Source organism: uncultured Sphingomonas sp. (assembly GCF_934560975.1).
Taxonomy (GTDB): domain Bacteria; phylum Pseudomonadota; class Alphaproteobacteria; order Sphingomonadales; family Sphingomonadaceae; genus Sphingomonas_I.
The window spans coordinates 23,876-45,354 of sequence record NZ_CAKTFO010000011.1; the positions used below are offsets into that span (position 1 = coordinate 23,876).

26 protein-coding genes are annotated in these 21,479 nt (G+C 67.6%); 15 read left to right on the plus strand and 11 right to left on the minus strand.

The window, feature by feature from the left end; genetic code table 11:
• Positions 1-16: 16 nt before the first annotated feature.
• The gene (gene ligA, locus Q0D93_RS08865) at positions 17-2,149 is read left to right on the plus strand and encodes an NAD-dependent DNA ligase LigA (protein WP_294393046.1); all 2,133 of its coding nucleotides are present in this window, start codon (positions 17-19) and stop codon (positions 2,147-2,149) included.
• A gap of 61 nt (positions 2,150-2,210) precedes the next feature.
• Positions 2,211-2,909: an SIMPL domain-containing protein gene (locus Q0D93_RS08870; protein WP_294393048.1), complete on the plus strand. Its 699-nt coding sequence runs from the start codon at positions 2,211-2,213 to the stop codon at positions 2,907-2,909.
• Positions 2,910-2,976: 67 nt separating this feature from the next.
• On the opposite strand, the gene Q0D93_RS08875 is transcribed toward Q0D93_RS08870, so the two are convergent.
• The 3 genes from Q0D93_RS08875 to Q0D93_RS08885 form a co-directional block, all read right to left on the minus strand.
• A complete protein-coding gene (locus Q0D93_RS08875; protein ID WP_294393050.1) occupies positions 2,977-3,234 on the minus strand; it encodes a GlsB/YeaQ/YmgE family stress response membrane protein in 258 nt (85 codons plus the stop codon).
• Positions 3,235-3,337: 103 nt separating this feature from the next.
• Positions 3,338-3,637 carry a DUF1153 domain-containing protein gene (locus Q0D93_RS08880; protein WP_294393052.1) on the minus strand — a complete coding sequence of 100 codons (300 nt, stop codon included), beginning with the start codon at positions 3,635-3,637 and terminating at the stop codon, positions 3,338-3,340.
• Between the two features lie 109 nt (positions 3,638-3,746).
• Complete coding sequence (locus tag Q0D93_RS08885; RefSeq protein WP_294393053.1) at positions 3,747-3,992, minus strand: hypothetical protein; 246 nt, start codon at positions 3,990-3,992, stop codon at positions 3,747-3,749.
• A gap of 94 nt (positions 3,993-4,086) precedes the next feature.
• Between Q0D93_RS08885 and mnmA the strand changes: the two genes are divergently transcribed.
• Positions 4,087-5,193, plus strand: coding sequence for a tRNA 2-thiouridine(34) synthase MnmA (mnmA, locus tag Q0D93_RS08890; RefSeq protein WP_294393055.1), 1,107 nt, complete (start codon positions 4,087-4,089; stop codon positions 5,191-5,193).
• Between the two features lie 59 nt (positions 5,194-5,252).
• Here the strand turns inward: mnmA and Q0D93_RS08895 are convergent, their stop codons facing one another.
• The 6 genes from Q0D93_RS08895 to Q0D93_RS08920 are packed head-to-tail and all read right to left on the minus strand — an operon-like array spanning position 5,253 to position 9,068.
• Positions 5,253-6,053: a PhzF family phenazine biosynthesis protein gene (locus tag Q0D93_RS08895; RefSeq protein ID WP_294393057.1), complete on the minus strand. Its 801-nt coding sequence runs from the start codon at positions 6,051-6,053 to the stop codon at positions 5,253-5,255.
• Positions 6,050-6,628 carry a pyridoxamine 5'-phosphate oxidase gene (gene pdxH, locus Q0D93_RS08900; RefSeq protein ID WP_294393059.1) on the minus strand — a complete coding sequence of 193 codons (579 nt, stop codon included), beginning with the start codon at positions 6,626-6,628 and terminating at the stop codon, positions 6,050-6,052. Before pdxH ends, Q0D93_RS08895 begins: the two co-directional genes overlap by 4 nt.
• Complete coding sequence (locus tag Q0D93_RS08905) at positions 6,625-7,803, minus strand: acyl-CoA dehydrogenase (protein WP_294393061.1); 1,179 nt, start codon at positions 7,801-7,803, stop codon at positions 6,625-6,627. Before Q0D93_RS08905 ends, pdxH begins: the two co-directional genes overlap by 4 nt.
• Positions 7,800-8,189 (minus strand): PIN domain-containing protein, encoded by a 390-nt coding sequence (locus tag Q0D93_RS08910; protein ID WP_294393062.1) that lies wholly within the window; start codon positions 8,187-8,189, stop codon positions 7,800-7,802. Before Q0D93_RS08910 ends, Q0D93_RS08905 begins: the two co-directional genes overlap by 4 nt.
• A gap of 5 nt (positions 8,190-8,194) precedes the next feature.
• Positions 8,195-8,455 carry a type II toxin-antitoxin system prevent-host-death family antitoxin gene (locus tag Q0D93_RS08915; protein ID WP_294393064.1) on the minus strand — a complete coding sequence of 87 codons (261 nt, stop codon included), beginning with the start codon at positions 8,453-8,455 and terminating at the stop codon, positions 8,195-8,197.
• A 46-nt stretch (positions 8,456-8,501) separates the two neighbouring features.
• Entirely contained in the window at positions 8,502-9,068 is a 567-nt protein-coding gene (locus Q0D93_RS08920; RefSeq protein ID WP_294393066.1) for an HNH endonuclease, read from the minus strand.
• A 201-nt stretch (positions 9,069-9,269) separates the two neighbouring features.
• On the opposite strand from Q0D93_RS08920, the gene gluQRS reads away from it, so the two are divergent.
• From gluQRS to argB, 8 genes are all read left to right on the plus strand, one after another.
• The gene (gene gluQRS, locus Q0D93_RS08925; RefSeq protein ID WP_294393067.1) at positions 9,270-10,127 is read left to right on the plus strand and encodes a tRNA glutamyl-Q(34) synthetase GluQRS; all 858 of its coding nucleotides are present in this window, start codon (positions 9,270-9,272) and stop codon (positions 10,125-10,127) included.
• Positions 10,128-10,136: 9 nt separating this feature from the next.
• Positions 10,137-10,370: an HIG1 domain-containing protein gene (locus Q0D93_RS08930; protein ID WP_294393068.1), complete on the plus strand. Its 234-nt coding sequence runs from the start codon at positions 10,137-10,139 to the stop codon at positions 10,368-10,370.
• Positions 10,370-10,942, plus strand: coding sequence for a cob(I)yrinic acid a,c-diamide adenosyltransferase (locus tag Q0D93_RS08935; protein ID WP_294393070.1), 573 nt, complete (start codon positions 10,370-10,372; stop codon positions 10,940-10,942). The genes Q0D93_RS08930 and Q0D93_RS08935 overlap by 1 nt, the downstream gene beginning before the upstream one ends.
• Positions 10,943-11,027: 85 nt before the next feature.
• Entirely contained in the window at positions 11,028-12,275 is a 1,248-nt protein-coding gene (egtB, locus tag Q0D93_RS08940; RefSeq protein WP_294393163.1) for an ergothioneine biosynthesis protein EgtB, read from the plus strand.
• Positions 12,275-13,255, plus strand: a complete 981-nt coding sequence (egtD, locus tag Q0D93_RS08945; protein ID WP_294393072.1) for an L-histidine N(alpha)-methyltransferase — start codon at positions 12,275-12,277, stop codon at positions 13,253-13,255. The genes egtB and egtD overlap by 1 nt, the downstream gene beginning before the upstream one ends.
• Positions 13,256-13,324: 69 nt before the next feature.
• Positions 13,325-14,194: a 3-hydroxyacyl-CoA dehydrogenase NAD-binding domain-containing protein gene (locus tag Q0D93_RS08950; protein WP_294393074.1), complete on the plus strand. Its 870-nt coding sequence runs from the start codon at positions 13,325-13,327 to the stop codon at positions 14,192-14,194.
• Positions 14,195-14,285: 91 nt separating this feature from the next.
• Entirely contained in the window at positions 14,286-14,936 is a 651-nt protein-coding gene (locus tag Q0D93_RS08955; RefSeq protein WP_294393076.1) for a queuosine precursor transporter, read from the plus strand.
• Positions 14,937-14,947: 11 nt separating this feature from the next.
• On the plus strand, positions 14,948-15,817 hold the full coding sequence (argB, locus tag Q0D93_RS08960; RefSeq protein ID WP_294393078.1) for an acetylglutamate kinase: 870 nt from the start codon (positions 14,948-14,950) through the stop codon (positions 15,815-15,817).
• A 10-nt stretch (positions 15,818-15,827) separates the two neighbouring features.
• Here the strand turns inward: argB and Q0D93_RS08965 are convergent, their stop codons facing one another.
• A complete protein-coding gene (locus Q0D93_RS08965) occupies positions 15,828-17,210 on the minus strand; it encodes a methyl-accepting chemotaxis protein (protein ID WP_294393080.1) in 1,383 nt (460 codons plus the stop codon).
• A gap of 193 nt (positions 17,211-17,403) precedes the next feature.
• Between Q0D93_RS08965 and Q0D93_RS08970 the strand changes: the two genes are divergently transcribed.
• Genes Q0D93_RS08970 through Q0D93_RS08980 form a run of 3 tightly spaced genes read left to right on the plus strand, consistent with a single transcriptional unit; the run spans position 17,404 to position 19,277 of the window.
• On the plus strand, positions 17,404-17,703 hold the full coding sequence (locus Q0D93_RS08970) for a YggT family protein (RefSeq protein WP_294393083.1): 300 nt from the start codon (positions 17,404-17,406) through the stop codon (positions 17,701-17,703).
• Positions 17,700-18,590 carry a bifunctional methylenetetrahydrofolate dehydrogenase/methenyltetrahydrofolate cyclohydrolase FolD gene (gene folD, locus Q0D93_RS08975; protein WP_294393086.1) on the plus strand — a complete coding sequence of 297 codons (891 nt, stop codon included), beginning with the start codon at positions 17,700-17,702 and terminating at the stop codon, positions 18,588-18,590. Before Q0D93_RS08970 ends, folD begins: the two co-directional genes overlap by 4 nt.
• A gap of 33 nt (positions 18,591-18,623) precedes the next feature.
• Positions 18,624-19,277, plus strand: coding sequence for a MarC family protein (locus Q0D93_RS08980; protein WP_294393088.1), 654 nt, complete (start codon positions 18,624-18,626; stop codon positions 19,275-19,277).
• On the opposite strand, the gene Q0D93_RS08985 is transcribed toward Q0D93_RS08980, so the two are convergent.
• Positions 19,252-21,018 (minus strand): AcrB/AcrD/AcrF family protein, encoded by a 1,767-nt coding sequence (locus tag Q0D93_RS08985; RefSeq protein WP_294393089.1) that lies wholly within the window; start codon positions 21,016-21,018, stop codon positions 19,252-19,254. The two genes, Q0D93_RS08980 and Q0D93_RS08985, sit on opposite strands and share 26 nt — an antisense overlap.
• A gap of 71 nt (positions 21,019-21,089) precedes the next feature.
• Between Q0D93_RS08985 and Q0D93_RS08990 the strand changes: the two genes are divergently transcribed.
• A complete protein-coding gene (locus Q0D93_RS08990) occupies positions 21,090-21,473 on the plus strand; it encodes a GtrA family protein (RefSeq protein WP_294393091.1) in 384 nt (127 codons plus the stop codon).
• Positions 21,474-21,479 lie beyond the last annotated feature (6 nt).

Consider the following 21,479-nt stretch of genomic DNA (forward strand, 5'->3'; position numbering starts at 1 on the left):
GGAGAAAGCGCGGACCATGGCCGAACTGACCGAAGCGGATGCCGCCGCCGAACTCGCCCGCCTTGCGGCCGAGATCGCTTACCATAATCGCCTGTATCACGATCGGGACGCGCCGGAGATTGCGGACGCGGACTATGATGCGCTGGTCCGCCGCAATGCCGAGATGGAGGCGCTGTTCCCGCATATGGTGCAGGCGGACAGCCCATCCGCCAAGGTCGGTGCCACGCCGACGGGTCCGCTGGCCAAGGTGCGCCACGCGCGGCCGATGCTGAGCCTCGACAATGCCTTTTCCGACGAGGAGGTGGTGGAATTCGTGGAGCGGGTCCGCCGCTTCCTGCGCCTGGATGCGGACGAGCCGGTGGTGCTGACGGCCGAGCCCAAGATTGACGGCCTGTCCTGCTCGCTCCGCTACCAGGGCGGTCGGCTGGTGCAGGCGGCGACGCGCGGCGACGGGGCGATCGGCGAGGATGTGACACCCAACGTCGCGCATGTGGTGGGCATACCCCAGACCTTGGCCGCCGACGCGCCCGACATCTTCGAGGTGCGTGGCGAGGTTTACATGACCAAGGCCGACTTCGCCGCGCTGAACCAGCGCCTGCTGGACGAGTCCGGCGATCCTGCCAAGGCGCGCCAGTTCGCCAATCCGCGCAACGCCGCCGCCGGATCACTGCGTCAGAAGGACGCCGCGGTCACCGCCACGCGCCCGTTGCGCTTCCTGGTCCATGGCTGGGGCGAGACGACGGCTTTGCCCGGCACCACCCAGACCCGGGTGATGGACGCGCTGGAAGCTTGGGGCTTTCCGGGTTCGGGCTTGCGGATGGCGGGCGACGCCGCCACGGCGCTGGGCCAGTATCGCGCGATCGAGGCGCAACGTGCGGACCTGCCCTACGACATTGACGGGGTGGTGTATAAGCTCGACCGGCTCGACTGGCAGGAGCGGCTGGGCCAGGTCGGTCGCGCGCCGCGCTGGGCGATCGCGCACAAATTCCCGGCGCAGCGCGCACAGACTACCTTGCGCGCTATCGACATTCAGGTCGGGCGTACCGGCAAGCTCACCCCCGTCGCGCGGCTGGAGCCGGTGACGGTGGGCGGCGTGGTGGTGACCAACGCCACCCTGCACAATGCCGACGAGATCGAGCGTCTCGGCCTGCGCCCGGGCGACCGCGTGCTGCTGCAGCGGGCGGGCGACGTGATCCCGCAGATCGTGGAAAACCTGACGCCCGACGAACCGCGCGACGCCTGGACCTTTCCCACCATCTGCCCGCCCGAGGCCGGCGGCTGCGGATCGGCCGTGGAACGCGGGCCGGGCGAGGTCGATTATCGCTGCACCGGCGGGCTGATCTGCCCGGCGCAGCGGGTCGAGCGGCTGCGCCACTTCGTCTCGCGTCACGCCCTCGACATCGAAGGCCTGGGCCTGGTCCATATCGAGAGCTTCTTCCGTGACGGCCTGATCGCCCAGCCGGCCGACATCTTCCGCATGACCAGGGACGACCTGCTCGGGCGAGAACGCTGGGCCGACGCATCCGCCACCAACCTGATCGCCGCGATCGATGCGCGGCGCGCGCCGCCGCTCGACCGATTCCTGTTCGCGCTCGGCATCCGCCATGTGGGGGAGATCACCGCGCGCGATCTCGCCCGGCGTTATTCCACCTGGGACGCCTTCCGGGCGATGATCGACCGCGCGCTGGTGGTTCGGTCCGGCCTCCAGCCGGCGCTCGGCGAAAGCGAGGAGAAGTTCGTCGCGCGCCAGGCGAAGGAACTGGCGGCGGCGGTGGAAACGCCCGGCATCGGTCCCGAAGTCGCGCTGGCGCTGGTCGACTTCTTTGCCGAACCGCACAATCAGGATGTGGTGCGCGCTTTGTTCGACGCCGGCGTCCGTCCCGCCGCCGTGATCCACGAAACCCGCGCGTCGCAGGTCAGCGGCAAGATCGTGGTGTTCACCGGCACGCTGGAAACGATGAGCCGCGACGAGGCCAAGGCACAGGCGGAGGCATTGGGTGCGCGCGTCTCGGGCTCCGTCTCCGCCAAGACCAACCTGGTGGTGGCCGGTCCGGGCGCCGGCTCCAAGGAGAAGAAAGCGCGCGAGTTGGGGGTCGAGGTGATCGACGAAGCGGGCTGGCAGGCGATTGTGAACGGTGCTCGACCCTGACGTTCAGCGGCGATGCAGGGCATTTCGCCGATGTCTCCGTCTATCAAACAGGAGGTACTTCATGAAATCGCTGCTGCCCATTGCCCTGATTGCCGTTGCCGCTCCTGCTTATGCGGCCGAGATCAACACCACGCCGATTGCCGGCACCCTGCTGGAGCTATCGGCGGAAGGCACCGCCACCCGCGTGCCCGACATGGCCGTGGTCGGCGCGGGCGTGGTGACGCAGGCGGGCAAGGCCGATGCGGCGCTGTCCGCCAACGCCCAGCGCATGACCGCGACGGTCGCCGCGCTGAAGGCGGCGGGCATCCCCGCGCGCGACATCCAGACTCAGTCGATCAGCCTGCAGCCGCAATATCGCTATGGCGAGAACCAGCCGCCGGTGCTGACCGGCTATCAGGCGAGCAATCGGGTGTCGGTGACGCTGCGCGACGTCGCTCGCACCGGTGCGGTGATCGATGCTCTGGTGGCGGCCGGCGCCAACCAGATCGACGGGCCCAACCTGACGATCGACAAGCCGGAAACCGCGCTGGACGAGGCGTGCGGCAAGGCGCTGGCTACGGCGCGGGCGCGGGCGGAGCTGTATGCAAAGGGCGCCGGCCTGTCCGTGCGGCGGATCGTGCGCATTGCCGAAAGCGAGCAGGCAGGGCCGCCCGTTCGGCCGCTGGCGATGAGCGCGATGCGCAAGGCGGAAGCGACACCGATCGAGGCGGGCGAGCAGGAATTGTCCGTCACGCTGAACGTCACGTTCGAACTCGGCTGAACCCCATGCGAAAAGGGCCGCCCCGGAAAGCCGGGACGGCCCTTTCTGCGTGACGAACCCGTCCGTCTTAGCGGACGCTGCCGCGACGGAAGAGATTGACGATCGCGAGCAGGATGATCGCACCCACCAGCGACGTCAGGAACGTGTAAACCGACAGGCCCGAATTGTTGATCGTGCCGCCCGAGAAGATCAGGCCGCCGATGAACGCGCCGATGATGCCCACCACGACATTCAGAAGAATGCCCTGCTGCGCGTCGGTGCGCATGATGATGCTGGCCAGCCAGCCCACGACGCCGCCGATAATCAGCCAGAGAATGAGTCCCATTTCCGTCCTCCTGTTACACCGCTGTCTGCATAGCGGCGATCGGACGTTGATACGCACCGACAACGATGTTGTTCCGGTCGGCGCGCAACAGGGGCGCACCGGCTCAATACTTCTGCTGGCGTTCGTACAGCGACTTGTAATGCTGGATGCGGGTGACGCGCAGACCGGGCATGCCCGATCGTTCCACCGCGCGCTTCCAGCAGGCGAACTCCTCCAGGCTGATGCTGTAGCGTTCGCACACCTCGTCAAAGGTCAGCAGCCCCCCGGCCACTGCCGCAACCACCTCCGCCTTGCGCCGCACGACCCAGCGGGTCGTACCCGGCGGCGGCAGCGAGTCCAGCGTCAATGGTTCCCCAAGCGGCCCAACGACTTGCGCCGGCCGAATCTTCTGGTTTTCGATCATTCTCATCCTCGCGCTCGCCCATAGCGGGCACCGGTCCCCCTCATTGCGCCGGGATAGAGGGTGGCATTGAAGGAAGCCTCAAATGCCAAGGTAAAGATGCTGGTCACTTTCACGCATCCCCGTCCGCATCATGCGCCTGCGCCGGGTTGAAGCTGCCATGCAGCCGGGCCTGGTCCACCAGATCGGCATCGCCGAACAGGCAGGTCAGTGCTTCCGATGCTTCGGAGCGGCCCTTGGCGCGTTCGCTGGCGGACGCGGTGGGCGTGCTGGCCTGCGCCGCCGCGATGCTCGCGCGCAGCATGGCATAGTCCGATTTGGCGGGATCCTCCCCGCGCCAGTTCAAGTCGATCTTCACGAGGCCGCCACTACGTTCGTTTCGGTTACCATCCCGTTCACGAGCGCAACCGCATGATCTTTAGGACCGCGCCACGATCGGCTAAGGTGCGGGCATGACCGCAGACCTGTTCCAGTTGGGCGACCTTGCCGGTCGCCGCATCGTCGTCGCCATGTCGGGGGGCGTGGACAGTTCGGTCGTCGCCGCGCTTGCCGCCGCCAGCGGGGCGGAGACGATCGGCGTCACGCTCCAGCTCTACGACCATGGCGCGGCGGTGGGCCGTGCCGGCAGCTGCTGCGCGGGCAAGGACATCGCCGATGCGCGCGCGGTGGCCGACCGGCTGGGCATCGCCCATTATGTATTCGATTATGAAAGCGCGTTCCGGGAAAGCGTGATCGACCGCTTCGCCGACGATTACGTCGCCGGCCGCACGCCGATCCCCTGCGTCCGTTGCAACCAGGGGGTGAAGTTCACCGACCTGTTCCGGCTGGCACGCGATCTGGGCGCGGACTGCCTGGCCACCGGCCATTATGTGCGGCGAGTGGTGGGACCGCACGGAGCGGAACTGCACCGGGCGCACGATCCGGCGCGCGACCAGAGCTATTTCCTGTTCGCCACCACCCGCGACCAGCTCGATTTCCTCCGTTTCCCGCTGGGCGGCATGCCCAAGGAGCGGGTGCGGCGGATCGCGGCGGAGCAGGGCCTGGTGGTGGCCGCCAAGCCCGACAGCCAGGACATCTGCTTCGTGCCCGACGGCGATTATGCCGGGCTGGTCCGCAAGTTGCGGCCGGATGCGGCTGCCCCCGGCGACATCGTCGACCTGTCAGGGCGCGTGATCGGCCAGCATCGCGGGATCACCGGCTTCACCGTCGGCCAGCGGCGCGGGATCGAGATCGGCGGCGCGCCCGAGCCGCTCTACGTGGTGCGGATCGACGCGGCCGAGCGGCGGCTGGTGGTCGGCCCCCGCGCCGCGCTGGCGGTGCAGGCGGCGCGGCTGGACGACGTCAACTGGCTGGGCGAGGCGCAGGACCACCCGCTGACGGTAAAGGTCCGCTCGCTGGCCAAGCCCGTGCCGGCGCGCTTCGACGGGGAGAGCGTCCGCTTCCTCACGCCCGAATATGGCGTCGCGCCCGGCCAGGCGGCGGTGCTGTACGACGGCGACCGGATGCTGGGCGGCGGCTGGATCGAACAGACGGTCGCGGCGGAGTTGGAGGCGGCCTAAGGCCACGAAGCGGAGCCGACCGCAACCGGCCGGACGCTATCCATCCCCCGCCGCAATGGTCAGCCCTGCGGGATGAATATGCCTTCGATCACGGTCACGCACGATCCGCGCAGCACGACGCGATCGCCCTCGACCGAACAGGTCAGGTGCCCACCGCGCGCCGAGGCCTGGTAAGCTTCGAACCGGGTTCGGCCGAGCTTCTCCGCCCAATAAGGCCCGATCACGGCATGGGCGGAACCCGTCACCGGATCCTCGTCGATGCCCGCGCCCGGCGCGAAGGCGCGGCTGACGATCTCGGCCGTCTCGCCCTGCGCCGTCACGATCGTCAGCCAGTCGCCAGCCGTCGCCAGTTGCGCGAAGTCCGGACGGCAGGCGCGCACCGCCGCTTCGTCGCTCAGCACCACCACGCCATAATCATGCTGGTGCCACAGCGTCTCGACCACATCGCCCGGATCGATCCCCAGCGCGGCGACGATATGCGGCAAGGGACGCGGGTGCGGTGCCCAGGCGGGCAGCGACAGGGCATAGCCTTCCCCATCCCGCGCCACCTCCAGCACGCCCGCGCGGCGGGTGCGGAAACGGATGCGGTGATCGCCGGCCTTCAGCAAGGCATGGCCGCTCGCCAGCGTCGCATGGCCGCACATCACCGCTTCGTTGACCGGCGTGAACCAGCGCAGTTCATAATCCGCATCGCCCTCGGCCGGCACGGTGAAGGCAGTTTCGGACAGGTTGTTCTCCGCCGCGATCGCCTGCAACACGTCGTCGGGCAGCCATGCGCCGAGCGGCATCACCGCCGCGGGATTGCCGGTGAACGGCCGGTCGGCAAAGGCATCGACCTGGAAGAAGGGCAGGCGCGTCATGGGTAGAGCAATCCTTCGGTCCAGCCGCCATCGGTGCGCGTGAACAATCGCCGCTCGTGCAGGCGATGCGCGCGGTCGCGCCAGAACTCGATCCGCTCGGGCACCACGCGAAAGCCGGACCAGTGCGGCGGACGCGGCACGTCGCCTCCGTCGAAGCGGGCCTTCATTTCGTCAAAGCGGCCCTCGAAGATCTCGCGCGCGGCCAGCGGTTGCGACTGGTCGGATGCCCATGCGCCCAGCTGCGAATCCCGCGCGCGGCTGGCGAAATAGGCGTCGGCCTCGTCCAGCGACACGCCCTGCACATCGCCTTCGACCCGCACCTGGCGGCGCAGCGTCTTCCAATGGAACAGCAGCCCGGCCTTGTGCCCGTCGATCACCTCGCGCGCCTTGCGGCTGTTGAGGTTGGTGTAGAACACGAAGCCCCGTTCATCATGCCCCTTCAGCAGCACCATGCGCACCGAAGGCTGCCCGTCCGCGGCCACGGTCGCAAGCGCCATCGCATTGGGATCATTCGGTTCGGACGCCTCGGCTTCCGTCAGCCAGGCGTCGAACAGGGCGATGGGGTCTTCGGTCATTGGAAAGCCTGCAATCCCGTCTGTGCGCGGCCGAGGATCAGCGCGTGGATGTCGTGCGTGCCCTCGTAGGTGTTCACCGTTTCGAGGTTCTGCGCGTGGCGAATGACGTGATATTCCTCGGTGATGCCGTTGCCGCCGTGCATGTCGCGCGCGACGCGGGCGATGTCGAGCGCCTTGCCGCAATTGTTGCGCTTGATCAGGCTGATCATCTCCGGCGCGACCCGGCCTTCGTCAAACAGCCGCCCGACGCGGAGCGCCGCCTGCAGGCCAAGCGTGATCTCCGTCTGCATGTCCGCCAGCTTCTTCTGGACGAGCTGCGTCTGCGCAAGCGGGCGTCCGAACTGGCGGCGGTCGAGCGTGTAGGCGCGCGCCCGGTGCCAGCAATCCTCCGCCGCGCCCATCACGCCCCAGGCGATGCCGTAGCGCGCGCGATTGAGGCAGCCGAACGGACCTGACAGACCCTGCGCATCGGGCAGCAGGTGATCGTCGGACACCTCCACCCCCTGCATCACGATCCCGCCGGTTACGGAAGCGCGGAGCGACAATTTGCCCTCGATCTTGGGCGCGGACAGGCCCTTCATGCCCTTTTCCAGCACGAAGCCGCAGATCTTGCCGTCATGCGCGTCGGACTTGGCCCAGACGACGAAGATGTCGGCGATCGGTGAATTGGTGATCCAAGTCTTCTCGCCGGTCAGGCGATAGCCACCGTCGATCTTCTCGGCACGGGTGCGCATCCCGCCGGGGTCCGACCCCGCCTCCGGCTCGGTCAGGCCGAAACAGCCGACCTTTTCGCCGCATGCCAGCGCCGGCAGCCAGCGTGTCCGCTGCGCATCCGAGCCGTAAGCGTGGATCGGGAACATCACCAAGCTGGACTGCACGCTCATCATCGAGCGATAGCCGGAATCGACCCGCTCGATCTCGCGCGCGACCAAGCCGTAGCCGACATAGGAAGCGCCCGCCCCGCCATGCTCCTCCGGCAGGGTCAGGCCGAGCAGGCCGAGTTCGCCCATTTCGTCGAAGATCGCGCGATCGGTCTGCTCGCGCGCATAGGCCTCGCGGATGCGGGGCGCGAGCCGCTCCTGCGCATAACCGCGCGCGGTGTCGCGGATCATCCTTTCCTCGTCGCTCAGCTGGTCCTCCAGCAGCACCGGATCGTCCCATTGGAAAGTCGTCATTCGGCCACCACCGCAAAAGGATGCGACGCCAGCTTCGCGTCGCGGGTCAACAGGTGATAGCCGGCTTGCTGCGCCTGGGTAAGCAGCAGTTCGTCGAACGGGTCGCTATGGGCAAGCGGCGGATCGAGCGTGGCGACGGCGAGCTCTGCCGTGAGATCGATGATCGACAGGTCGTTATTGTTCAACCACGCCAGTATCAGTTGTGGGTCCATCGGCCCCTTGCGCGCGCCCGTCGCCGTGCGTCGGTCCCACTTGATCCGCAACTCCCACAAGGACACGGCCGAAACCGCGATCGCTTCGGCATCTTCAATGGCCGCCTGCTCCCGGCGGGACAGCAACGTTGCTCCTCCGCCGGCAAGCCAGACGAGGAAATGGGTGTCCAGCAACAGCCTCATTCGAGGCCAAGCACCTTGCGGCTGAACGCCGGATCATCAAACTCGGGCGGCCAAAGATCCTCGGCGCTCTGCCCGGTGAGGCCCATTTCTGCGCTGACGCGGTGTGCCCGCGCGAAGTCGAAACCGCCGGACGTTTGGGGGCGAACCAGCTCCACAAACGGTGCGCCATGGCGCGTCACGACTACACGCTCGCCCCGCAGCGCCGCTTCCGCGGCCTCCGAGAAGCGGGCTTTCGCTTCGCGCACCGACAATTCCATGGCCGATCTCCCTTGTGACCACATGTAGTCACAAGGCGACTATCGCTCAAGCTTCCAGCTCGATGTCCCAATAGAGCCAGTCGCGCCAGCTGTCGTGAAGATGGTTGGGCGGGAAGCTGCGGCCATGTTCCTGCAACTGCCAGCTGGTCGGGCGATAGGGCGCCTCCGCCAGCGCCATGCTGGCCTGGCGGGGCGTGCGGCCGCCCTTGCGCAGGTTGCAGGGTGCGCAGGCGGTGGACACATTCTCCCACGTCGTGCGCCCCCCTTGGGCGCGCGGGATGACATGGTCGAAGGTCAGCTCGCTGGTGCAGCCGCAATATTGGCAGCAGAAACGGTCGCGCAGGAACAGGTTGAAACGGGTGAACGCCGGATAGGCCGAGGGCCGCACATATTGGCGCAGCGCGATCACCGACGGCAGCTTCAGGCTCTGCGTCGGGCTGTGCACCTCGCGCTCGTAATGGGAGACGATGTCGACCCGTTCCAGGAACACCGCCTTGATCGCGGTCTGCCATGGCCAGATCGACAGCGGGTAATAGGACAAAGGTGTGTAATCGGCATTCAGCACCAGCGCCGGACAATTGTCCGGGTGGCGAATAAGATCGGGATGATACATGGACGACCAAGCCCCTCCGCAAAGCGGAGCGCCCCGGCCTGGGGGTCGCCTCGGTCCCGTCGCACTCGGGAGCGCGAGGCCTGGCCGCCGCGTCTCCGTCGTCCTGCCGCGTGCCAGAGCGGCGTGACGGGAGCATGACACCATTACGACGACTCGCGGTCAATAGCCGTTATTAATGATCGAACGAAAGGCAGTCGCGGAATGGAGATCGTGTCGCGTTTCGCCCCCAGTCCGACCGGTCGATTGCACCTGGGCCATGCCTTTTCGGCGGTGCGCGCGCACGACCTGGCGCGGGACGCCGGCGGGCGCTTCCTGCTGCGGATCGAGGATATTGACGGCACGCGCAGCCGGGAGGCGTTCGTGGCCGGGATTGAGGAGGACCTGCGCTGGCTCGGCCTGCACTGGGACGGGCCGGTGATGCGTCAGTCGCGCCGCATGATCACCTATGCCGCGGCACTCGGTCAGTTGAAGGCGATGGGCCTGGTCTATCCCTGCTTCTGTACCCGGGCGGAGATCGCCGCCGCCAGCGCCAGCGCGCCACACGGACCGGAGGGGTCATTGTATCCCGGCACATGCCGCGCCCTGCCGGACGAAGCGCGAGCGACCCGTCTGGCCGAACCGCATTGCTGGCGACTGGACGTGGCGAGGGCCGTGGCGCGGACCGGGCCGCTCACCTGGCATGACGACCAGAAAGGATGGATCCGGGCCGAACCACTGGCCCAGGGCGACGTGGTGCTGGCGCGCAAGGAGACGCCCACATCCTACCACCTGTCGGTGACGGTGGACGATGCCGCGCAGGGCGTGACGGACGTGGTGCGCGGCACCGACCTGTTCGAGGCGACGCACATCCACCGCCTGCTCCAGGCCTTGCTCGGCCTCCCCACGCCGCTTTACCACCATCACGGCCTGCTGACCGGCGCGGATGGCAAGCGCCTCGCCAAGCGCAACGGGGCACGCCCGCTGGCCGATCTGCGGGCGGAGGGAGCGGATCCGGCTGCCCTGCTGGCGGCGTTGCGGGCGGGGCAACTTCCCGTTGGCGTCGGCACGGCGGAGGTCTAGAACAGGCCCATGCAGACCTTTCTGTTCGTCCTGATCATCCTGGCGGCGATCGGCGCGCTGGTCTCGGTCGTGCGCGGCGTGATCATCATGGCGCGCACCAGCCGCGAGGATCTGACCGGAAGCGGGGTCAGCCGGTCCGGCCTGCGCCAGAATCGCATGATGTGGCGCCGCATCCAATTTCAAGGCGCGGCGGTGGTGTTCGTCATCATCCTGCTCCTGCTCTCGCGTGGAGGGACGCACTGATGGTCAAGCTGACCCGCATCTACACCCGCACGGGCGACCAGGGCGACACCGGTTTGGCCGACGGCTCCCGCATCGGCAAGGCGGATGCGCGCATCGCCGCGATCGGCGACGTGGACGAAACCAACAGCGCGCTCGGCGTGGCCATCGCCGCGCTGGAACAAGGGCCGGAGCAGGAGATGCTCGCCCGCATCCAGAACGAATTGTTCGATCTCGGCGCTGATATCGCCACGCCCGGCGACGACTTCACGCCCTCCCTCTCCGTGCTCCGCATCACCGCCTCGCAGGTGACCCGGCTGGAGCAGGAGATCGACCGCATGAACGAGGGACTCGCCCCCCTTTCTTCCTTCATCCTGCCGGGCGGGCTGGCGGCGGCCGCGCACCTCCACCTTGCCCGTGCCATCGCCCGCCGGGCCGAACGGAGCATGGTCGCGGCGGCGGCAGCCATGCCCGTCAATCCGCAGGCTTTGGCCTACGTCAACCGCCTGTCGGACCATCTGTTCGTGCTTGCGCGGCTGGCGAATGCCACCGCCGGCGGCGACGTGCTGTGGCGCCCCGGCGCGACCCGCGAATAGGAACGTAGGCGGAACTTTCCTGCGGCACACAGGTTGGAAGCGGCGGGCAAAGGGGGATTTCAACATGGCCGCGCGCGCGGAACAAATGCAGGGTCCGTCCGCCCTGGTCGAAGCGTATCGCCGCACGCGCGACCTGTCGGTGGCCCTTGCCGCGCCTTTGTCCGACGCCGACGCCACGATCCAGCCGCATCCCGACGCCTCGCCCGCCAAGTGGCATCTGGCGCATACCACATGGTTCTTCGAGACTTTCGTGCTGCGCGATCATGTGCCGGGCCACCACCCGCATGACGCGCGCTACGCCTTTCTGTTCAACAGCTATTACGATGCGGAAGGTGCGCGACACGCCCGCGACCGGCGCGGCATGCTGTCGCGGCCGAGCCTGGAGGAAATCCGCGCCTGGCGCACGGCGGTGGACGAACAGGTGGCGCACGCGCTGCCCGGCCTGTCGTCCGCCGCGCAGGATCTGGTCACCCTCGGCATCCATCACGAGCAGCAGCATCAGGAATTGATGCTGACCGACATGCTGGCGGCGATGGCCGCCAATCCGCTCGACCCCGCCATCTGGGATCACCCACGCGACATGCCGGCCGCGATCACGCCGATCGGGTGGACGGAGGGTCGCGCCGGCCTTGTCGAGATCGGTCATGGCGGCGCGGAATTCGCCTTCGATTGCGAAGAACCGCGCCATCGCACCTTGCTCCACCCCCATGCGCTGGCGGATCGCTGCGTCACGAATGCCGAATGGCAGGCCTTCATGGCCGACGACGGCTATCGTCGACCCGAATTGTGGCTGTCCGACGGCTGGGCGTGGGTCAAGCGTGAGGCGGTGGCGGCGCCGCTCTACTGGCGCGCGGGCGCGGACGGCGCATGGCGTGCCTTCGCGCTGGACGGGCTCCACCCGCTCCATCCCGCCGCCCCCGTCACCCATATCTCCTTCTACGAGGCGGATGCCTATGCCCGCTGGGCGGGCGCGCGCCTGCCGACCGAGGCGGAATGGGAACATGCCGCCGAGGCGCTGGACCCTGCCGCCGGCACACAGCTCGACACGGCTGGCCCGGTCCGCCCACGCGCCGTATCGCGCTCGACCTCGCCCGGGCAGATGTTCGGGGACGTGTGGGAATGGACCGGCAGCGCCTACCTGCCCTATCCCGGCTTTCGCCCGGCGGAGGGCGCGGTCGGCGAATATAATGGCAAGTTCATGAGCGGGCAGGCGGTGCTGAAGGGTGCCAGCTGCGCCACCCCGCGCGGCCATTCGCGGGCCAGCTACCGCAACTTCTTCTACCCCTGGCAACGCTGGCAATTTACCGGCGTACGCCTGGCAAGGGATCTGTGATGCTGCGCCTGGAGGATGCCGGAGCGGGCGTTGCGGAGGGTGCAGACCCCGCCTTTCTGGTCGATGTGCTCGCCGGCCTTGCCCAGGAGCGCAAAGCCATTCCCGCACGCTGGTTCTACGACCGGCGCGGGTCGGAGCTGTTCGAGGACATTACCCGCCTGCCCGAATACTACCCCACCCGGGTGGAGACGGCGTTGCTCTCCGAACGGTGCGAGGAGGTCGGCCGGATCGTCGGCGCGGGGCGCGCGGTGGTGGAGTTCGGCTCCGGCTCCTCGCTCAAGACGCCGCGTTTGCTGTCCTGCGTGTCGGCCGCCGCATATGTGCCGATCGACATTTCGGGCGATTTCCTTCGCGACTCCGCCGCCGGCCTGGCCGAAAAGTTCCCCGGTTTGGCCGTGTTGCCGGTGGAGGCGAACTTCATGCAGCCCGTCACGCTGCCCTTGGCGGTCAAGACGCTGCCGAAGCTGGGTTTCTTTCCGGGCTCCACCATCGGCAATCTCGTGCCGCGATCGGGCGTGAACCTGCTGCGCGACATGATCGCGACGCTGGGCATCGGATCGACCCTGCTGATCGGGATGGACCGGGTCAAGGATCCTGACGTCCTGATCCGCGCCTATGACGATGCGGCCGGCGTCACGGCGGCGTTCAACCTCAACCTGCTCCACCGCATCAATCGCGAGCTTGGGGCGGACATTCCGGTCGAAGGCTTCTCGCATCGCGCGGTGTGGAACGAAACCTGGTCGCGGATCGAGATGCATCTGGTGGCGAACCGGGCCTTGTCGTTCACGATCGCCGGCCGTTCGTTCGCGTTGGCTGCCGGGGAGACGATCCACACCGAGAACAGCCATAAATACAGCCCGCGCAGCGCCCGCCAGTTGCTCGCGGCAGGCGGCTGGACCCCACTGCGCGAATGGTCGGACGCGGATGGCATGTTCTCGCTGATCCTGGCGGAGGCGCGGCCGGAGCCGAGCGCCCCCTGACCCTTTGACCTCCGACGCATATCCTCGCTAGCGTTCCCCCACCGCAAAGTCGCGCATGAAAGGGCAGGCATGAACACGATCGGCGTCATCGGCGCAGGCCAAATGGGGGCAGGCATCGCCCAGGTCGCGGCGCAATCCGGCTATCGCGTGCTGCTGGGCGACGTGAGCCTGGACGTCGCGGAAAAGGGCAAGGCCGGCATCGCCAAGCGCCTCGCCCGGGCCGTCGAAAAGGCGCAGATCGAGCAGGCCGATGCCGACGCCGCGCTTGCCCGGATCGAGCCGCAGGGCGACCATGCCGCCTTTGGCCAGGCCACCATCGCCATCGAAGCCGCAACCGAGCGGGAGGAGATCAAGCGCGCCATCTTCGCCAGCCTCGGCAAGGTGCTGTCCGCCCAGGCCATCCTCGCCACCAACACGTCCTCCATCCCGATCACGCGGCTGGCGCAGGCGGCACCCGATCCGGCGCGCTTCATGGGCGTCCACTTCTTCAACCCCGTGCCGGTGATGAAGCCGATCGAACTGATCCGCGGCCTTGCCACCGCCGACGACACGGTCGCGCGGGTGGAGGCGTTCGCGCAAAGCCTGGGCAAGACGGTGGTCCACGCCAACGATGCGCCGGGCTTCATCGTCAATCGCGTGCTGCTGCCGATGCTGAACGAGGCGATCTTTGCGCTGGGCGAAGGCGTCGCCACCGTGCGCGACATCGACGCGGCGGTCAGCCTGGGTCTCAACCATCCGATGGGTCCGCTGACTTTGGCCGACTTCATCGGCCTCGACACCTGCCTGGAAATTGCGCGCGTGCTGCATGAGGGCACGGGCGATCCCAAGTTCCGCCCTGCGCCGCTACTGGTCAAATATGTCGAAGCCGGCTGGTTGGGCCGCAAGACCAGGCGCGGCTTCTACGATTATTCCGGTGCGGAGCCGGTGCCGACGCGCTGAGGGCGCCACTTCCCTGCTTTCCGGCCTGCGCTTTCCGGCCGGTATTTTTTTGAAAGGACAGGCGGCATCGATCCCGCTAGGCACAGCCCGCATGGATAAGCCTGCACCCGGTCTGCCCAAGTCGCTGTTTGCCTTTGCAATCTTCTACGGGGGCATGGTGTGCATCGCCGGCGTGCTCGGCAACAAGCAGGTGGCGTTGGGGCCGCTGGCGGTGGAAGCGGGCATCTTCGCCTTTCTGCTGCTGGTGGTGACGTCCAGTGCGGTGGCGGAGCTGCACGGCCGCGCCATCGCCACGCGGCTGGTGCAGATCGGGTTCGTGCCGCTGATCGTGTCGCTGCTGCTCTCCCTGCTGGTACTGGCCCTGCCCGCCTCCGCGAGCATGGAGCCGGCGCGGATCGGCGCCTTCACCCTGATGATGGGTGCCACGCCCCGCATCTGGCTGGGCGGCATCGTCGCATATGGCGTATCGCAGACGCTGAACGTGTTCATCTTCAGCCGGCTGAAAGGACACGAGGGCAGCCGCCTGCTGTGGCTGCGCGCAGCCGTCGCCAGCGCAACGTCGCAGGTGATCGACACATTGCTGTTCGTCACCATCGCCTTCTGGGGGGTGTTCCCGATCGGCGAATTGCTGGTGGGCCAGATGCTGGCAAAGGTCACGCTGTCGGCGGTGCTGGTGCCGCCGCTCATCTATCTGTTCGTCGGTTTCGGGCGGAAGCTGGACGGGACCACCCCTCACGCCTAAGGCGCGCCGCGATGACCGATTACGCCCCCGATCCCGCCCTGCTCGCCCGTGCCGAGACATTGGTGGAGGCGCTGCCCTACCTCCAGCGTTATGCCGGCGCGACCTTTGTCGTGAAATATGGCGGGCACGCCATGGGCGATGCCGATGCGGCGGAGGATTTCGCCGAAGACGTGGTGCTGCTGAAGGCGGTCGGGATCAACCCGATCGTGGTGCATGGCGGCGGGCCGCAGATCGGCGCGGCGCTGAAGGCGCAGGGAATCGAAAGCCGCTTCGTCGACGGGCTGCGCGTTACCGACGCCGCCACGATGAAGGTGGCCGAGATGGTCCTGTCCGGCCAGATCAACAAGGAGATCGTCTCCTGGATCGCGGCCGAGGGCGGGCGCGCCGTCGGTATTTCCGGCAAGGACGGCCACCTGGTCACCGCCACCAAGGTGCGGAGCGAGCATGATCTGGGCTTCGTGGGCGAGCCCGACGATGTCGACACGCGCCTGCTCGATACCCTGTCCACGGCCGGCATGATCCCGGTGGTGGCGCCGGTGGGCGTCGGCGCGGACGGGCAGACCTACAACATCAACGCCGACACGATGGCGGGCGCCATCGCCATCGCGACCGGTGCCGAGCGCCTGTTCCTGCTGACGGACGTGCCGGGTGTGCTCGACAAGGACAAACGCCTGCTGAGCGACCTGACCCCGCCCAAGATCGCGGATCTGAAGCGCGACGGCACCATCTATGGCGGCATGATCCCCAAGCTCCAGACCTGCATCGATGCGGTCCAGGGCGGCGTGGACGCGGCGGTGATCCTGGACGGGCGGGTGCCGCACGCCATGCTGATCGAGATCTTCACCAAGGCCGGCGCGGGCACATTGGTGCGCCGGGGCTGAGGCGTTCGCCTCAGCGCTGGTCCTCATAGGCGAATTGCAGGATGCCCCAGTGGCGTCCGCGGACATGGATCGACGCGATCACCTGCTTCAGCAGGATCACGTCGCCGCCCGCCACCGGCCGGCGATAGGCCTTGATGCAGAACGGCTCGGTGGTCTTGCACTGCGCCTTGGTGTCGGCGAACTCGTAAATCGTGCCGGCGCGCGAATATTCCATGTTCCAGTCGCGATCGCCCGGCCGTTGCGGCAGCGACCGCTCCGGCATGGCCACCGCGCCATAGGCATTGCGATCGCTGAAGCTCATCCCGAAAAACCCGCGAAAGGCACGCGCCGCTTCCTGGTGCGGGCGGGCGGCGGCAGTCAGCACCGCCTGCGCGGGGTGGGCGTGGAGCATGGGGTCGCTGCCCGGAACCGGCGTATAGATACTGGAAAAGAACGCTCCTTCGGTAATGCGCCCGGCATCCAGCGCCTGTTCCAGCGTCCCCGAAACCGCCGCCGCGACCGACAAGGCAAAGTTTATATACGGGGTGTCGGGGAGTTCCACGCCGCTTTCCGCAAAATGCTGGAGCAGCGTGTTGGTGTCGTCGCTGACCGTGGTCAGCCGCCCCGACAGGCGCTGAAGCCCGCTGGCATTGTCGGTCGACGTGGTCGCCAGCGCATCCAGCCCGGTACGCACGGTATCGACTGAGCCGACGATGGCGCCGATCCGATCGGCCACCGACGTGCTGATCTCCGACAGGCCGCGCATCAGGGTTTCCAGCCGCCCGACGAGCGTCTCGATGTCGCGCGTGCCCTGGTGGGCCGACTTGGCCTTGGCGGCACCCTGCGTGATCCGGTCGAGCATGCCGCCGGCCTCGCCGTGCAAGGCACAGATCGACCGTTCGATGGTCTGGGTGGCGGTGGCGGTTTCCTGCGCCAGCTTCTTCACCTCGCTCGCCACCACCGCAAAGCCGCGCCCGGCATCGCCCGCGCGCGCCGCCTCGATCGTGGCGTTGAGCGCGAGCAGGTTGGTCTGGCTGGCGATGTCGCGGATCACGCCGGTGACGTGACCCACCGTCTGCAGCGCATTGTTGAACGCCGCCAGCCCGCCATGGATGTGCGTCACCTGATCGATCAGTTCGAGGACGTCGGCGGTGGCGCCGGCCAGTTGCCGCGTCGAATCGTCGATCACCGCGCCGGCCGTCATGGCGATGTGCCGCGCATCGTCGGCTGCCGCCGCCACGGTCTCGCCCGCATCGGCCAGGCTGCCCGTTTCCGCGCGCACCGACTCGATCGTGTTGGCCTGATCGGTGACGCGGTCGGACAGTTCGGAGATGTCCGCCTGCAGGTCGAGCGTCCTGAGGCAGAGATCGCCCGACAATTTGGCTGCCTTGATGACGTTCGGCTGTGATTTCATGTGCTTGATCCTCGATCGCGGCAACATATCCACAGGGCTGGTTAAAGTGCGGTTAGCGTAGCTGACCGGATCCACTCCCGCGCCCATGACGGAGCATGTTGTGCCCGCGACGGAGCACACCGCGCCCGCGAAGGAGCGCACCGCGCCCTTGGGGTGGCGCCAGATGCGTCACTTCGTTAGACATGGGCCTATCATGCTTATTCCGCTTCTCCAGATCGTCGATCTGCTGCTCTCGGTGGTGATGTGGATCATCATCATCCAGGCCATTCTGTCCTGGCTGGTGGCGTTCAACGTCGTGAACACGCACAACGATTTCGTGCGCCAGGTGCTGTATGCGCTCAGTCGCATGACCGAGCCATTGTATCGGCCGATCCGGCGGATCATGCCCGATTTCGGCGCGCTCGATTTCTCGCCTTTGGTCGTGCTGCTGGTGATCCAGATCCTGCGGTCGATCGTGATCCCGGCCATTGCGCAGGCGGCCTTTACCGCATGAGCGCCGCGATCATCGACGGCAAGGGCTTTGCCGAAACCCTGCGCGCGCGCGTCGCGGACAAGGTCCAGGATTTCGTCGCCGACGCCGGCCGCCAGCCGGGCCTGGCGGTGGTGCTGGTAGGCGAGGATCCGGCGAGCGGCGTCTATGTCCGCTCCAAGGGCAGGGCGACCGAGGCCGCCGGCATGGCGAGCTTCACCCATCGCCTGCCCGCCGACACCAGCCAGGACATTCTGCTTTCCTTGGTGCGCCGCCTGAACGCCGATCCGATGGTGGACGGGATCCTGGTCCAGCTGCCCCTGCCGCAACAGATCGACGAGAATGCGGTTATCGCCACCATCGATCCGAACAAGGATGTGGACGGTTTTCACCCGGTCAATGCCGGACGACTGGCATCCGGGCTGGACGGGTTCGTGCCGTGTACCCCGCTCGGCTGCGTGATGCTGCTCAAGGACCGACTGGGCGACCTGTCCGGCAAGGATGCGGTGGTGATCGGCCGCTCCAACATCGTCGGCAAGCCGATGGCGCAATTGCTGCTGGCGGAAAGCTGCACGGTGACGATCGCCCACTCCCGCACCCGCGACCTGCCCGCTCTGGTGCGCCGCGCAGACATCGTGGTGGCGGCGGTGGGCCGGCCGGAAATGGTGAAGGCGGACTGGATCAAGCCCGGCGCCACCGTGATCGACGTGGGCATCAACCGCGTCGATGCAGGTGACGGCAAGGGCCGGCTGGTCGGTGACGTGACGTTCGACGAAGTGGCCCGGGTGGCCGGCGGCATCACGCCGGTGCCGGGCGGGGTCGGCCCGATGACCATCGCGGTCCTGCTGCGCAACACGTTGGTGGCGGCGCACCGCAATGCCGGTATTCCGCTCGACCGCGACGCGATATGATCGCCGGGCAGCGCGGAGGCGATCGCTGAGCCGATGATGGCGCTGTTCCTGTCCGCCTTCGTCACCTTCTTCGTGGTGATCGACCCGCCCGGCTGCGCGCCGATCTTCGCCAGCCTGACCCGCGACGGCAGCGCGGCCTGGCGCCGTGCCATGGCAATCCGCTCGGTGCTGATCGCGGCGTCGATCCTGATGGTGTTCGCCTTCGTGGGTGAGCCCCTGCTTCACGCGCTCGGTATCGGCCTCGACGCCTTCCGCATCGCCGGCGGCATCATGCTGTTCCTGATCGCGCTGGAAATGGTGTTCGAGAAGCGCACCCATCGCCGCGAGGAGCGGGCGGAGGAGATCAACCGCCGCCATGCGGAGGAACATCGGGTCGAGCCGGAGGACATTTCGGTCTTCCCGATGGCGATTCCGATGATCGCCGGGCCGGGCTCCATCGCCACCGTCATGCTGATGACGGCGCACAATGACGGCTCGAACCTGATCGTGGTGATGGCGGCGATGCTGGCGGTGCTGCTGCTCAGCCTGGCCGCCCTGCTCGCGGCGGGCGCGATCATGCGCGTGCTGGGCGACAAGTTGGAGGCGATGATCACCCGCGTGCTGGGCGTCCTGCTCGCCGCCTTGGCGGCCCAGTTCGTGATCGACGGGGTGAAGGCGAGCTTCAGTCTCGCCGGCGCCACAGCCTGAACGGCGACCCCTTCGGCAGCGCCACCGGCGCAAGCCATGCCGGCACCTGCCCCCTGGCGAGCTGGACGTAGAAGCCGCCGGGGGCTTCGCTGGAATAGACGGTGGATTCCGACGTGCCGGGGCAGAGCAGCAGCAACGTCGCGCCATGCCTGCGCATCACGCCATGCGCCACCTCCGGGTCGGTCGCGCGGAAGGCATGCTGCGTGTCCAGGATCGCAGCACCTGCCCGGTGGTACGGGCCGGAAATCACGCTGTGATGCGTAACCGCCATCAGTCGCGGGCCCAGGTCGTTGAAGGTCATGATGGTGGTCGCCGGCAGCGCCGCGATCGGCTTCAGCGCCGGCAGGGTCGGGCAGCGGCGGTTCGCCTGGTCCACCCGCTTGCGATAGCCCGATTTCCTTTCCGGGACATTCTTCACCACCAGCCCGGCGAAGCTGCCCGACACCAGCACGAACGCGGCCACGCTGCCGAATACGCGCACCAGCATGAAACGATTGTCCAGCGCCGCCCGCATCAGCGGCCAGCCGAGCGCGGTCGCCCCGATCACGCCCACCAGCTGCGATCCCGGCCCCGCGCGCGTCTGCCAGAACAGCAGGCAGGCGGAGAAGAGCGACAGCAACGCCACCAGCAGCCACGGCATGGCCCGCGGCGTCCCGCGCGCGCGCCAGCAGGCCCAGCCGGCCCCGATCACGCCGATGATCGACAGCGACAAGGTCGGGAAGGCGATCCGCCAGCCATGTTTGTAGAGCGGCTTGGCCTCGCGGATGTGGCTGAACCAGAGCTTGTCCAGTTCGGGCGAGATATGTTCCGGCCGGCCGAGGCATTGCGGCCAGGCCGCCGCGAAGAAGCCGCAGATCACCACCCCCGCGGCCACGGTGAGCGCGAGCCTCGCGCCGCGATTCGCCAGCGGCAGGCTGCCCAACGCCACCGACACCCCGCCCGCCAGCAGCAGGGTTGAGAGATAGACCGGCGTCAATGCGTCGCACAGCGGCCGGGCATTGTCGAACGAGCCGAACACCACATAACCGATCGCCGCACCCGCCGCGAGCGCCAGGCCATAGCCGCGCAGCCGCACCCCCTGGCGCGCGTCCGCCACCCACCACAAGGCCTGCAAACCGCCCGCCACCGCCAGATAGGGCAGCAATTCCAGCCCGATCGTGAGGGATACTGCCGTCGCCAGTCCCGCGGTGATGCCGCCGCGCACCGCCCGGCTGTCGGCCATGCCGGCGATCGTCACCATCAGCGTCGCGAGTTGCCAGCCATGGTGGTCGATCCGCAGCGGCATGAACATGAACATCGTGGTCGGCGCGCACAGCAGGATGGCGGGCGCGAGCAGAAAGGCCCAGCGATCGACCAGCCGCCGTGCGGCCAGCATGGTGGCGTACAGGGCAGTGCCGAAGGCGAGCAGCGGCGCGATCGCGCAGGCCCAGCGCGCCGCCTCCATCCCGCCCACGATCGGCCGCAGCAGCAGGATCAGGCCGGCGATCGGCAGGTCGACCAGCCGCGACCAGTGGATGGACACACCCTCCGGCGGGTTCATCCGGTATTGGCGCAGATCGTACCAGCCCTGCCCGTCCAGCAATGCGCGCACCTGGGCGAAGCGCATATTGTCGTCCGTGTCCGGCAGCGCGAACCAGTGGATCGCGCCCCAGCGATACCACAGCAGATAGGCCGCGCCTGCCGCCCAGAAGAGCAGAAACCACCGCCGCCAATGCCGATCGTCGCGAACCCAGTCTATCACCGCTCTTCCCTCATGTGCCTGCGCGCTCTAGGCGGCAGTGGGGAAAGAGCAAGGGTGGCAACGGCGTGGTGGTGAAGCGGGAGACCTTCTGGCAGCTGGTTCGGTATGGGGTGAACGGCCTGTTGGTCACCGCCCTGTATTCGGCCGTCTACCTGGTTCTGAATCGGACGGCGGGCATCCATCCGCAGCTGGCCAACCTGGCCGGCTATCTGGTGGCGGTCGGCACAGGCTATATCCTGCACAGCAAGGTCACGTTCCGCGACCATGGCTCGCGCGATCGCGGCACTCAGGTACGCTTCGTGGTTGCCTCGCTGGTCAGCTATGCCTTCAACGCATTGTGGACTTGGATCTGCACGGATGTGCTGCGCTGGCCCAGCTGGACGCCGGTGGTGCCGATCTCCACCCTGACGCCTATCCTGCTATTCGCGATCAATCGGCTGTGGGTGTTCCGGTGACGCTTG